Origin of the sequence: Caballeronia cordobensis (genome assembly GCF_001544575.2) — a bacterium.
GTDB lineage: Bacteria > Pseudomonadota > Gammaproteobacteria > Burkholderiales > Burkholderiaceae > Caballeronia > Caballeronia cordobensis.
In genome coordinates this window covers 122,033-134,916 of sequence record NZ_FCNY02000006.1, presented here as the reverse complement: position 1 = coordinate 134,916, position 12,884 = coordinate 122,033, and the positions used below count along the sequence as shown (strand labels likewise).

13 protein-coding genes are annotated in these 12,884 nt (G+C 64.0%); 8 read left to right on the top strand and 5 right to left on the bottom strand.

Annotated elements, in window-relative coordinates; translation table 11 throughout:
* Positions 1-27: 27 nt before the first annotated feature.
* A complete protein-coding gene (locus AWB70_RS13250) occupies positions 28-924 on the bottom strand; it encodes a LysR substrate-binding domain-containing protein (RefSeq protein WP_014252690.1) in 897 nt (298 codons plus the stop codon).
* 170 nt (positions 925-1,094) lie between these two features.
* Between AWB70_RS13250 and AWB70_RS13245 the strand changes: the two genes are divergently transcribed.
* The 8 genes from AWB70_RS13245 to AWB70_RS13210 all read left to right on the top strand — a co-directional run bounded on the left by AWB70_RS13245 (position 1,095) and on the right by AWB70_RS13210 (position 10,541).
* Positions 1,095-2,411, top strand: coding sequence for an MFS transporter (locus AWB70_RS13245; protein WP_045461411.1), 1,317 nt, complete (start codon positions 1,095-1,097; stop codon positions 2,409-2,411).
* A gap of 542 nt (positions 2,412-2,953) precedes the next feature.
* Positions 2,954-3,517 carry a (2Fe-2S)-binding protein gene (locus AWB70_RS13240; RefSeq protein ID WP_014252692.1) on the top strand — a complete coding sequence of 188 codons (564 nt, stop codon included), beginning with the start codon at positions 2,954-2,956 and terminating at the stop codon, positions 3,515-3,517.
* Between the two features lie 11 nt (positions 3,518-3,528).
* Positions 3,529-4,533: an FAD binding domain-containing protein gene (locus tag AWB70_RS13235; protein ID WP_053571597.1), complete on the top strand. Its 1,005-nt coding sequence runs from the start codon at positions 3,529-3,531 to the stop codon at positions 4,531-4,533.
* A gap of 20 nt (positions 4,534-4,553) precedes the next feature.
* Positions 4,554-6,782 (top strand): xanthine dehydrogenase family protein molybdopterin-binding subunit, encoded by a 2,229-nt coding sequence (locus AWB70_RS13230; protein ID WP_053571598.1) that lies wholly within the window; start codon positions 4,554-4,556, stop codon positions 6,780-6,782.
* 157 nt (positions 6,783-6,939) lie between these two features.
* The gene (locus AWB70_RS13225) at positions 6,940-7,653 is read left to right on the top strand and encodes a UPF0149 family protein (RefSeq protein WP_053571599.1); all 714 of its coding nucleotides are present in this window, start codon (positions 6,940-6,942) and stop codon (positions 7,651-7,653) included.
* A 129-nt stretch (positions 7,654-7,782) separates the two neighbouring features.
* The gene (locus tag AWB70_RS13220) at positions 7,783-8,025 is read left to right on the top strand and encodes a nucleotidyltransferase family protein (protein ID WP_374730235.1); all 243 of its coding nucleotides are present in this window, start codon (positions 7,783-7,785) and stop codon (positions 8,023-8,025) included.
* Between the two features lie 3 nt (positions 8,026-8,028).
* Entirely contained in the window at positions 8,029-8,226 is a 198-nt protein-coding gene (locus tag AWB70_RS13215; protein ID WP_268760629.1) for a HepT-like ribonuclease domain-containing protein, read from the top strand.
* A 137-nt stretch (positions 8,227-8,363) separates the two neighbouring features.
* On the top strand, positions 8,364-10,541 hold the full coding sequence (locus tag AWB70_RS13210; protein ID WP_053571600.1) for a malate synthase G: 2,178 nt from the start codon (positions 8,364-8,366) through the stop codon (positions 10,539-10,541).
* 19 nt (positions 10,542-10,560) lie between these two features.
* Here AWB70_RS13210 and AWB70_RS13205 read toward each other — a convergent pair whose 3' ends face one another.
* The 4 genes from AWB70_RS13205 to AWB70_RS13190 all read right to left on the bottom strand — a co-directional run bounded on the left by AWB70_RS13205 (position 10,561) and on the right by AWB70_RS13190 (position 12,788).
* Positions 10,561-10,746 carry a 4-oxalocrotonate tautomerase gene (locus AWB70_RS13205; RefSeq protein WP_041733945.1) on the bottom strand — a complete coding sequence of 62 codons (186 nt, stop codon included), beginning with the start codon at positions 10,744-10,746 and terminating at the stop codon, positions 10,561-10,563.
* Between the two features lie 25 nt (positions 10,747-10,771).
* Positions 10,772-11,548 carry a class II aldolase/adducin family protein gene (locus AWB70_RS13200; protein WP_053571601.1) on the bottom strand — a complete coding sequence of 259 codons (777 nt, stop codon included), beginning with the start codon at positions 11,546-11,548 and terminating at the stop codon, positions 10,772-10,774.
* A complete protein-coding gene (locus tag AWB70_RS13195) occupies positions 11,526-12,449 on the bottom strand; it encodes an urea transporter (RefSeq protein ID WP_053571602.1) in 924 nt (307 codons plus the stop codon). Before AWB70_RS13195 ends, AWB70_RS13200 begins: the two co-directional genes overlap by 23 nt.
* A 132-nt stretch (positions 12,450-12,581) precedes the next feature.
* On the bottom strand, positions 12,582-12,788 hold the full coding sequence (locus tag AWB70_RS13190) for a hypothetical protein (RefSeq protein ID WP_041733470.1): 207 nt from the start codon (positions 12,786-12,788) through the stop codon (positions 12,582-12,584).
* Between the last annotated feature and the right edge of the window lie 96 nt (positions 12,789-12,884).

Here is a 12,884-nt window from a genome sequence, read left to right as displayed (position 1 = left end):
TTTCTTGTCCGTCACTTAAGCAAAGCTTTAGCTTTCCGCAGGCGGCACGACGCCATGCGAACGCAGGCGGATGCGCTCCTGCACGACGCTCATCACCGCGTGCCGGTCGTGGATCTTGCGCTCCAGCATGCCGACCACGCGGCGCGGCGTGTTCTTCGCGAGCGGCGTCACGCGCAATGCGGGATCGCTCGCCCACGAGCCGTATTCGAGCAGCGGCACGACCGATACGCCCGCATCCTGCCGCACGAGCTCGACGATCACTTCCAGCGAATTCAGTTCGAGAAACTCGTTCACGGCGAGACGATTGTGCTTCAGCGCGCGTTCGATCAGCGCGCCGGTGCGCTGCGCGCGATCGAAGCGCAGAAACGGACGGCTCGCGAGCATCTCGGCGGCGCCCGACGATCCATTGCGCGGCGAACCGATCACCACGAGCGGCTCGGAATAGAGCGGCGTCCAGTTGAGGCTCGCCGGCGTCTTGCCGGCCATTTCCACGATCACGGCCGCATCGATTTCCCCGGCTTCCACTTGCGGCGCGAGGGCGAGCGCCTTGCCGGTGAAGAGCCGTACATCGAGCCGCGGATACTGGCCTTTCAGTTCGGTGACGACGGATGCCAGCGCGCCCATCGCCGAATCGACCGCGCCGATGGAAACCGAGCCGGCGATTTCATCGTCGAGGCCGGTGAGACGCATGCTGTCGTAGAGCGCGACGATGCGCTCCGCCTGCGGCAACACCTGCTTGCCGATGCTCGTCAGCCGATTGGTGCGGCCCACGCGGTCGAAGAGCGGGCGCTTCAGATCGTCTTCGAGCGATTGCATCTGCATGCTCACGGCGGCCTGCGTAAGCGCGACTTTCTCGGCGGCGGCGGCGAAAGAGCCGTAGCGCGCCACCGCGATGAACGTGCGCAAGAAGCGAATGTTGCTCATAAGGCTAGGGTCAACCCGGATCCTTCGATCAGGTTTCCTTGAGTGTCAGTTCAGAAATTCTATATTTTCTTATTTCACTTCGGCGTAATGTTTGCTTGTTGCAGCGGCTCGCGCGAGCCTCGAAAGAGCGGATGTCGTCAACCAGCGAGAAACCTCACGGAGTGCATTCGATGAGCACCGTACTACCTGCAGCCCACGCGGCCCAAGACAACGCCGCATCGAACCTGTCCGGCCGACGAGCCATCGTGGTATCGACCATCGGCAACGCGCTCGAATGGTTCGACTTCATGGTCTACGGCTTTTTCGCCGTCATCATCTCCAAGCTCTACTTTCCCGCCACCAATCCCACGATTTCCCTGCTCGCGACCTGGGCGACCTTCGGCGTCGGCTTTCTCACGCGGCCGCTCGGCGGCATCGTGCTCGGCGCGGTCGCGGATCGCGTCGGCCGCAAATCGGCCCTCACGCTCACGATTTCGCTGATGGCCGTGGGCATCGCGATCATCGCGTTCGCGCCGACGTATGCGGCGATCGGCATTGCCGCGCCCTTGCTGATGCTGCTCGGCCGCCTCATTCAGGGCTTCTCCGCGGGCGGCGAAGTAGGCTGCGCCACGGCGTTCCTCGTCGAATATGCCCCGGCCAACAAGCGCGGCTACTTCGGCAGCTTCCAGATGGTCGCGCAGGCCGCCGCGAGTCTCGCGGGCTCGTTCTTCGGCGCGGTGCTCACGCGCACGCTCAGCCCCGAGCATCTGAATAGCTGGGGCTGGCGCATCCCGTTCGTGATCGGTCTCCTGATCGTGCCGGTCGGCCTGTATCTGCGCTCGAAGCTCGACGAATCGCCCGTGTTCGTCGAGAAGGCGCAGAAGAACGAACTGAGCGCGCGGCCGATCCGCGATACCGCCACGAAGCACGGGATGGCCGTGCTCGCGGGCTTCGGCCTGACGGTGTTCGGCACCATCGGCACGTACATCTTCCTGCTGTATCTGCCGACGCACGCGACGCGCGTGCTGCACATGGCGCTCACGGATGGCCTCATCAGCTCGACGATCGGCGCGCTCGTCTATCTCGTCTGCTGCCCGTTCTTCGGCCGCCTGTCCGATCGCGTCGGCCGCAAGAAGCTCATGGCGACGGCGCTCGCGCTCTCGCTCGTCACCGCCTATCCGATCTTCGCGGTGCTCACGGCGCATCCCAGCTTGCCGATGCTGATCGTCTGCCAGGCGCTCTTGATGACCTACCTCGGCATCTTCCAGGGCTGCTATCCGGCGTTCATCTCGGAGCTGCTGCCTTCGAGTGTGCGCTCGACGGGCATCTCGGTGAGCTACAACGTCGCGGTGATGATCTTCGGCGGCTTCGCGCCCGCCATCGTGTCATGGCTCACGATGACCACCGGCGACCCGCTCTCGATCTGCTACTACGTGATCTTCGGCAGCGCCGTCGCCTTGCTGACGATCTTGCCGTTGCGCGACCGTTACAGCGAAGCCTTGCGCTGATGCTGCAGCGTGTGCGCAAAGGATGGACAATGGGGCGGCCCGCACGGAAGCCCGGTGCGCTTAAGTCTGATTTAAGAAAGCGCGCTTAGCCTGAAGTCTGACCGACCCACCCTCCTTCCGGCCGCGCAAGCGGCCATTTTTTTTGGACCGACGCGATGCAGCTAAGTCTTCGCCTGATCCTGATCCTCGTGGTGCTCGTCGCCTTCACGACCGTCGGCGTGTTCCTTCTTTCGCTTGTCGCGCGCGCCGTGCTGACACACTGACGGCGCATCTGCGCGGCACGGGCATGCTTCGTGCGAACGTGGTGTCCCGGTGCCCTCAGTGGCCCGCGTGAGCTTTCCTGCCTATACTGGCTGAGTGTCGTCTTTCGCCGCGTCGTCCGCGCCTGAAAGTCCTGCGTCCCGTCGCGCAGACCCTTTTCCGCCGCTCTTCCCCGCGCTTCCCGGCGCGCGACACGCCGCCGCATCTTCGCCTCTCTCACGTTCCGCCGCCTTTGCCGCATCTGTGCAGCAGCTTGCTGCGCAATTCCAGGAGAATGCTCGATGCCACAACGTCCCGTCCCCCAAGCCAAAACAACGCACACCGATACGCCCAACAAGCTCGCGCCCGCGCCGGCCAAGACCGACGGCGCGAACATCGCCTTCACGATGACCGTGAACGGCCAAAGCCATAGCCTTTCGCTCGATCCGCGCACCACGCTGTTAGATGCATTGCGCGAGCATCTTCATTTGACCGGCACGAAAAAGGGCTGCGATCACGGCCAGTGCGGCGCATGCACCGTCCATGTGAACGGCCGCCGCGTGAACTCGTGCCTGTGCTTCGCCGCCGCATGCGATGGCGACACGATCACGACGATCGAAGGCATCGGCGAAATCGAGGCACTGCATCCGCTGCAGGCCGCGTTCGTCGAATGCGATGGCTATCAGTGCGGCTACTGCACGGCCGGCCAGTTGATGTCGGCGGTCGCCTTGCTCGACGAACCCATCGGCCCGAGCGACGCCGACGTACGCGAAGCGATGAGCGGCAACCTGTGCCGCTGCGGCGCGTATCAGAACATCGTCGAGGCGATTCAGTCGGTGCGCGCCAGCAAGCCGTCGGCCAAATAAAGGAGCGCGACATGGACATGTTTCAGCTCTCCCGCGCGCGCGACATGCGCGAGGCGATCAATGCCGGCGCGCTCGCGCATACCGCGCAGCAAGGCGCGGAAGTGCGCTTTCTCGCGGGCGGCACGACCCTGCTCGATCTGATGAAGCTCAACGTCGAGCGTCCGATGCGCGTGGTCGATATCAGCCGCCTGCCGCTCGATGCGATCGAGGCGACGCAGGACGGCGGCGTGCGCATCGGCGCGACCTCGCGCAACTCGGATCTCGCGCATCATCCGCTGATTCGCGAGCGTTATGCGGTGCTGTCGCAGGCGGTGCTCGCGGGCGCATCCGTGCAGTTGCGCAACATGGCGACGACTGGCGGCAACATTCTGCAGCGCACGCGTTGCGTGTATTTCCGCGATACGACGTCGCCGTGCAACAAGCGCGAACCGGGCAGCGGCTGCTCCGCGATTCAGGGCGTCAATCGCATGATGGCCATTCTCGGCACGAGCGAATCGTGTATCGCGAGCAATCCATCGGATATGTGCGTCGCGCTGCAGGCGCTCGAAGCGACGGTGCATGTGGAAGGCACCGGCGGCAAGCGCGCCATTCCCATCGACGAGTTTTTCCTGCTGCCGGGCACGACGCCCGATCGCGAGAACGTGCTCGATGCGGGCGATCTCGTCACGCATGTCACGTTGCCGCCGGCGGTCGAGGGCGCGCGCTCGTTCTATCTGAAGCTGCGCGATCGCGCGTCGTATGAGTTCGCGCTGGCGTCGGCGGGCGTGGTGATCAAGGTCGAAGACGGACGCATCGCGCATGCGCGCGTGGGTCTCGGCGGCGTCGGCACGAAACCGTGGCGCGCGCGCGAGGCGGAGAAGGAACTGCAAGACGCGGCGCCCGACGAAGCGACCTTCAGGCGCGCCGCCGATGCCGCACTCGCCAATGCGAAGCCGCAAAGCGAGAACGGCTTCAAAGTCGAGCTATCGACGCGCTGCATCGTGCATGCGCTGAAGATGGCGACGCAAACGTCCTGACCACGACCGAGGAACCGAACATGTCCACCGCGCCCGACATCACGCAGTCCTTCATCGGACGGCCCCAGTCGCGCATCGACGGACCGCTGAAGGTCTGCGGCCGCGCGACTTACACATCCGACGTCGACTTGCCCGGCATGCTGACTGCCGTGCCGGTTGGCGCCACCATCGCGAGCGGCAAGATCACGTCGCTCGAATTCGCCGCCGCGCAAGCCATGCCCGGCGTGAAGCTGATTCTGCATCGCGGCAATATCGGCCGCTTCTATCGCATCTCGGGCAACTCCATCGACACGGGTTTCGTCGATGAAAACCGTCCGCCCTTCGAAGACGACGTCATTCGCTATTACGGGCAATACGTCGCGCTCGTCGTCGCCGATACATTCGAGCAGGCGAGCGCCGCGGCCGCCGCGATCAAGATCGGCTACGACAAGACGCCGCACGACGTGAGCGCGACGTTCGATCTCGACAGGAAGCTCGATACGCACAGCGAGCGCGGCGACGCCGACAAGGCGTTCGACGACGCACCCGTGAAGATCGACGAGACCTATGTGACGCCCGTCGAAACGCATAACCCGATCGAACTGCACGCGACCATCGCGCACTGGAACGGCGAAAGCTATACGTTCTACGAAACGAGCCAGGCCGTCGCGAATCATCAGGGCACGCTGATGCAGATGATGGGCCTGCCGAAAGACAAGGTGCGCGTGATCTCGCGTTATCTCGGCTCGGGCTTCGGCGGCAAGCTATGGATGTGGCCGCATTCGCTGCTCGCCGCTGCCGCCACGCGTCAGCTCGAACGGCCCGTCAAGCTCGTGCTGTCGCGCAAGATGATGTTCCAGAACGTCGGGCATCGGCCCACGACGCAGCAGCGCGTGCGGCTCGCCGCCACGCCGGACGGCAAGCTCGTATCGCTGCGGCACGACTTCGTGAATCACGAGGCCATTGCCGATGTCTACGCGGAAGATTGCGGCGAAGCGACGCCGTCCATGTACAGCACGCCCAATCTTCGCGTGACGGGCGGCACGGTCAAGCGCAATGTCGGCTCGCCCACTTCGATGCGCGGTCCCGGCGCCGTGCCCGGCCTGTACGCGCTCGAATCGGCGATGGACGAGCTCGCCATCGCGTTGAAGATCGATCCCGTCGAACTGCGTCTGCGCAACGAGCCGAAAGTCGACGAAAGCAGCGGCCTGCCGTTTTCGTCGCGTCATTTCGTCGAATGCCTGAAGACCGGCGCGGAGAAATTCGGCTGGAGCCAGCGCACGCCGGAAGTCGGCTCGATGAAGCGCGACGGGCTCACGCTCGGCTGGGGCGTCGGCGCGTGCAGCTGGCCGGGCTTGCGCTTCTCGGCGGAGGCGACCGTCGATCTGCGCGCGGACGGCACGGCGCGCGTCGCGTGCGGCACGCAGGACATCGGCACGGGCACGTACACGATCCTCGCGCAGCTGGTCGCGGAGCACACGGGCATTCCGCTCGACAGGATCGAAGTCGGTCTCGGCGACACCGACTTGCCGCTCGGCCCCGTGTCGGGAGGATCGGCGGCGACGGCATCGGTGATACCGGCGGTATCGGATGCGGTGCGCGCGGCCATCAAGACGCTGCTCGCGCGGGCGTCGAAGGTCGAAGACATGCCGTTCGCCGGCGCGAAGGCCGAAGAACTCGCGATGAGCGGCGGATACGTGCATCGCAAGAACGAGCGGCCGGAGAGCGGCGTGCCGTATGCGCGCATTCTCGACGCGGCGAAGCTGCATGCCGCGTCGGGCAGCGGCAGCGCGAAAGGCGGCTTCGACGATCCGCTCAAGAAGAAGTGGTCGATCCACTCGTACGGCGCGCATTTCGCCGAAGTGACGTGGGAACCCGCGACGGCGCGTCTGCGCGTGAGCCGTGTCGTCACGGTGATCGATGCGGGCAAGATCCTGAATCCGCGGGCCGGCCGCAATCAGATCGAAGGCGCGGTGGTGATGGGCGTCGGCATGGCGCTTTTCGAGCACACCGTCTACGACGAGCGAAGCGGCGCGCCGGTCAACAGCAGTCTCGCGGATTACGTCGTCGCGACGAACGCGGATACGCCGAAGATGGACGTCACCTTCCTCGATCATCCCGATACGGTCTTCAACGAACTCGGCGCGCGGGGCATCGCGGAGATCGGGCTGGCGGGCATCGCGGCGGCGATTACCGGCGCGGTGTATCACGCAACCGGCGTGCGGGTGAGAAAGCTGCCGGTGATGATCGAGGATTTGTTGAAGGCGTAGCGTCGGGCTGCTTGCTCGTTTCGTGAGGCCCGGTTGTCGTGCAGTTCATTGGCGCGGCAACCGGGCTGTTTTGCGTGACGATGTGCAGTCCGACGGGTTCGTATAATGAGGCACGGAGCGAATCGGGTGTCGAATCGCGCAATCATCGGGAAATACATTGAAAGACCCCAACGCGGAACCACTGACTGAACGCGAACTCGACCGCGTCGAAGCCTTCCTTCATACCCTCGGTGACGAAGCGATGACCGTCGAGATGGTCGATGGCTTTTTTGCAGCGTTGATCTGCGGCCCTGAGTTGGTGCCGCCGCACGAATGGCTCCTCGGCGTACTGGGGAAAAACTTTTCGCTGGTGAACGAAAAGGAAGCCGAGAAGATCGTGCAACTGCTGATTCGTCACTGGAACACCATTGCGGACACGCTTGAACTCACGCTGACCGAAGAGACGGGTTATCTGCCGGTGCTGTCGCTGGACGAGGAAGATGACGTCGCTTACGCCAGCGAATGGGCAGAGGGATTCATGGCCGGCATCGACATGCGCCGTGAAAGCTGGCAGGAATTGTTCGACGACGAAGATCACGCGGGATCGTTGATCCCGGTTTTGATGCTTTATCACGAGGACGACCCGGACCCGGCGCTGCGCACCGATCCCCAAGCGCTGGAGGATCGCGACAGCGTGATTCAGGACTTGATCACCTGCCTGAATCATATTTATCGATACTTCGAAGTACGCCGGCACGAGAACGCACTGCGTGATGTGCCTGAGCCCATGCGGCGTTCAAGTGCCAAGGTCGGTAGAAACGAACCATGCCCGTGCGGCAGCGGGCGCAAGTACAAGCAGTGCTGCGGGGCGAGTTCTGCCGCGCCGCATTGAGCGGCCCGCAGCGGGCGGATCGGTCGAAAACGCTATGCTAGACTGAGTTGGCAATATCTTGGACCCATACGCGCAAAAGCCATGAAACCATCCGTCGCCCTGCAAGCTCATCGTGAGGAGATTCGTCGCGTGGTCGAGGCGCATCACGCGTCGAATGCGCGCGTCTTCGGTTCCGTCGCTCGCGGAGAAGATACCGACGAAAGCGATCTCGACCTCCTTATCGACCCATCCCCGGATACGACGCTCTTTGATCTTGGCGCCATTCGACACAAACTGCGCGTCTTGCTCGGCGTACCGGTGGACGTGCTGACTTCGGGCGCGATTCCCGCTGGCAAGCGCGACGCCATTCTCGGAGGCGCGCAGCCCGTATGATATCTGGCGTTCGCAGCGGCGCATCCGGATGTCGATTTCTCGTCCGCGTATGAAATGCGGAACGTACTTGCGCACGGCTATCACGAGGTAGAACCGGAAATCGTCTGGAAGACCATCGTCAAGAGCTTGCCGCCATTCAAACGGCAGATTCAGGCGCTCACGGCGACGATAGCAGACGATAACTCGGCCGCGTCTACCTAACGGCGAGATCCCCCTCAGGCACACCGCTTGCACCTCCCCCGCGCTTCGATCCTCCCCCAAGACGCGCTAACATAGGGATCAGCCCATCCCCAAAACCCCTGTGTAGCAGCAACTCAGCAAAATCAGCCGGAGTGCCCATGAACGACATGATCAAACAACACGGCCTGCAGGTCGACGCGAGCCTCGCGAAGTTCGTCGATGAAGAAGCCATCCCCGGCACGGGCGTCGACAGCGCGTCCTTCTGGAAGGGTTTCGATGCGATCGTGCACGACCTCGCGCCGAAAAACCGCGCCCTGCTCGCCGAGCGCGACCGACTTCAGACCGCGCTTGACGACTGGCATCGCAGCAATCCCGGCCCGGTGCGCGATCCGCGCGCGTATCGCAAGTTTCTGGAGGAAATCGGCTATATCGTGTCCGCGCCCGCGCATGTGCAGGCGAGCACCGCCAATGTCGATCGCGAAATCGCCGAGCAGGCCGGCCCGCAACTCGTCGTGCCGCTTTCCAATCTCCGCTATGCGCTCAACGCCGCCAACGCGCGCTGGGGCAGCCTCTACGACGCGCTCTACGGCACCGACGCCATCGACGAATCCGGCGGCGCGGAGCGCACCGCGCAATTCAATCCGAAGCGCGGCGCGAAAGTGATCGCCTACGCGCGCGCCTTCCTCGACGACAACGCGCCCCTCGCCCACGGCTCGCACGCCGATGCGACGAAATACAGCGTCGAGCAGGGCAAGCTCGCCGTCACGCTGAAGGACGGCGCGAAAAGCGGTCTCGCGAACGCCGAACAATTCGCGGGCTATCAGGGCGATGCGAAGGAACCGTCCGCCATTCTGCTCAAGCACAACGACCTGCACTTCGAGATCCAGATCGACGCGAACCATTCCATCGGCAAAACGGACGCCGCGCACGTGAAAGACGTGCTGATGGAAGCGGCCGTGAGCACGATCATCGATTGCGAAGACTCGGTCGCGGCCGTCGATGCCGCCGATAAAACGCAGCTCTATCGCAACTGGCTTGGCCTGATGCAAGGCCATCTCTCCGAACAGGTGACGAAGAACGGCAAGAGCTTCACGCGCAGCATGAACCCGGATCGCGAATACGCCGCGCCCAATGGCGGCACGATCAAGCTGCACGGACGTTCGCTCTTGTTTATCCGCAACGTCGGCCATCTGATGACGAATCCCGCCGTGCTCGACCGCGACGGCAACGAAATTCCGGAGGGCATTCTCGACGGCGTGATGACCACGCTCGGCGCAATGCACGATCTCAAGAACAAGATGAACTCGCGCACGGGTTCCATCTACATCGTGAAGCCGAAGATGCACGGCCCGGCGGAAGTCGCGTTCGCGGACGAACTCTTCTCGCGCGTCGAAGACCTGCTCGGCCTGCCGCGTCACACGATCAAGATGGGCATCATGGACGAGGAACGCCGCACGAGCGTCAACCTCAAGGCGTGCATCGCGGCGGCGGGCGCGCGCGTCGCGTTCATCAACACCGGCTTCCTGGATCGCACCGGCGATGAAATGCATTCGTCGATGGAAGCCGGCCCGATGATGCGCAAGGGCGACATGAAGTCGTCGAAGTGGATCGGTTCGTACGAGCGCAGCAACGTGCTGGTCGGCCTGAACACGGGCTTGCGCGGACGCGCGCAGATCGGCAAGGGCATGTGGGCCATGCCCGATCTCATGCACGCGATGCTCGAACAGAAGATCGCGCATCCGCGAGCGGGCGCGAACACCGCGTGGGTGCCCTCGCCCACGGCGGCCACGCTGCACGCGCTGCACTATCACATGGTCGATGTGCAGCAGGTCCAGCAGGAGCTCGAAAGCATCGACTACGACAGCCAGAAAAACGAGCTGCTCGATGGCTTGCTGACGATTCCCGTCGTCGATAAACCGTCGTGGTCGGAAGACGACATCAGAAATGAAATCGAGAACAATGCGCAGGGCATTCTCGGTTACGTGGTGCGCTGGGTCGATCAGGGCGTCGGCTGCTCGAAGGTGCCGGACATTCACGATGTCGGCCTGATGGAAGACCGCGCGACGCTGCGCATTTCCAGCCAGCACATCGCGAACTGGCTGCGGCATGGCATCGTCACGGAAGAGCAGGTTCGCGCGACGCTCGAACGCATGGCCGCCGTGGTCGACAAGCAGAACGAAGCCGATCCGACCTATACGCCGATGGCGCCTGCGTTCGACAGCTCATTCGCCTTCAAGGCCGCGTGCGCGCTCGTGTTCGAAGGACGCACGCAGCCGAGCGGCTATACGGAACCGCTGCTGCACAAGTTCCGTCAGGCCGTGAAGCAATCGATGTAAAGCGCCGCGCGGCGGCGGGTTATTGCTCCGACCAGAGCTTGCCCGCCGTCGCCCAGTTCTCGCGTTTCACGTCGGTCAGAATGATGTCCACGGAGCCCGGCTCGCAGCCGAGCGTCTCGCATGTCGTGCGCGTGATCGCTTCGACGAACTTGCGCTTTTCTTCCTGCGTGCGGCCTTCGAACAGTTGAATGTTGAATGTCGGCATGGCGTCGATCTCCGTTGAGTTGAATTCAGTCGCGATACGAGGCATCGATGCGATCGAGCTTGCGCAATAGCGCCGGCCATTCGAGCGCGCCTTCGATAGCGTCATCGTCGTGCAATTGCGCCGCGGTGCGCGTGACGACTTCGGGCGTCGGCACGATCATCTTGCCCACACCCGCGAGCGCGCGAAGCTGAATATCGCATGCCTTGACGAGCATATCCATCAGCACATAAGCCTCGGCGATCGTGCGCCCGAGCGTGAGCGGCCCGTGATTGCGCAAGAGCATCGCGCGATGCGCGCCGAGACTTTGCACGAGACGTTCGCCTTCCGCCGGCGAAAACGCGAGCCCTTCGTAATCGTGATACGCGAGATGGCTATGAAAGCGCATCGCGTGCTGCGACGCGGGCAGCAGGCCATGCGGCTGCGTCGATACCGCGATCGCCTCGCGCACATGCAGATGCATCACGCACACCGCATCCGCGCGCGCGGCATGCACCGCGCCGTGCAGCGCGAAGCCCGTCGCATTCACCGGATGCGCGCTTTCGCCGATCACGTTGCCGTCGATATCGATCTTGACGAGATTGCCCGCCGTGACTTCATCGAACGAAAGCCCGAACGGGTTGATGAGAAAGCGCCCCGGCTCGCCTGGCACGCTCGCGGAAATGTGCGTATAGACGACATCGTCCCAGCCGTTGAGCGCGACGAGCCGGTACGCGGCGGCGAGATCCACGCGCGCGGCTTGCTCGGCTGCCGAGCGCGGCCCGCTTTCCGCGATCCTGCGTTCAGGCGTGTGGGTGAACGACATGCGAGTCTCCTGTTTCCGGTCCTTGTTTCGATGTGCCCGACGAACGGCGCGCGAGCACGATCGTCGCCCACGACGCCAGCACGAACGGCGCGGTGAGCGCGGCGATGCCGGCGCAATCGATCGCGCGTTCGATCAGCACCGCCGCCACGATCGCGGCGAGCGCGTAGCGTTTGCCGAGCGGCGCGGCCGCGAGCGCCGCCAGCGCCGCGTTGAACCCGCACGCGCCCGACAGCACGACGGCGTCGTTCGCGCCGCCCAGCGCGTGCAGCGTCGCGCCGAGCGCACTGCCCGCGATCGCCCAGCCCGCCTGCGAAGGCCTCGAGGCGAAAAGCCCCGCCGCGATCAGCGCGCCCGCGAGCGCGCCGGTCGCGAACGTGATCGGCGCGAGACCCGCGAATGCGGCCTGCAGCATCGGGATGAAACCGGCGGCCACCTGCGGAATCGCGCCGGTGTCGCCGCGATCGGCGAAAAGCGGCAGCCAGCACCAGGTCACGATGATCGCCGGGCTGGAGAAGATCGGCAACCGGTAGCGCGAAAGCGCGCGGGTGAGTTTAGCGGCGAGAAAGGTGGCGAACATCGCCGCGACGATCGCGACGGCCGCGGCCTGCGATGCGTCGCCGATGAACGTGAAGGCGGCGAGCGCGGCGAGCGCGCCGTTGAAGCCGTAGAGATCGTCGCGGAAAGCGGGCGCATCGCGATCTTCGACGATCACGTTAATGACATTGCCCGTCACCGTGCCTATCAGAAGCCCGCAGGCGAGGCGCGGGCTCGCGCACAGGACGGCGAGAAACAGCAGCGCGCCGGTCGCGGCATTGCGCTGAAGTACGATTTGCCCGATCGCGCGGGCAAAGCTGCGGAGCTGGTCGCCGAAAGCGGCGGAGGAATCGAGAGCGGAAGACATGCTGGGCGGCGACGGCATGCAAAGCCGCCAGCATAAAGCAGCCGGCGCGCGCCGTGCGGCGGCGGGCCGAATAACCTGTATGTGGCTTGAAGCGAAAGGCGCGGCGAACGTCGCGCCGGAAGTGCGGAAAGCTTAGTTGAACGCCAGGGGAACCAGCGGCGTCGGCTCGCCGACTCCCGGATTCGCCAGCGACAGTTCCGAACTCAATCGGACCATTTCCGTGACGTTTTCGCGGAAGTTGGGGTGTTTTTCCCAGGTGATATAGCTCGCATCCATGACGGCGGACAGCGTGAGCAGGGCAAAAGCGACTTTTTCGAGCACTTCGTAGCGGCGGCGCATGATCTTTTCCTCAAACTTTGCAACATTGTAACACCCTTAAGGGTTTTCCCCTAAGAGTCTGTTGCATCGCCGCAAATCGCCCGCCGGATAAGCGCG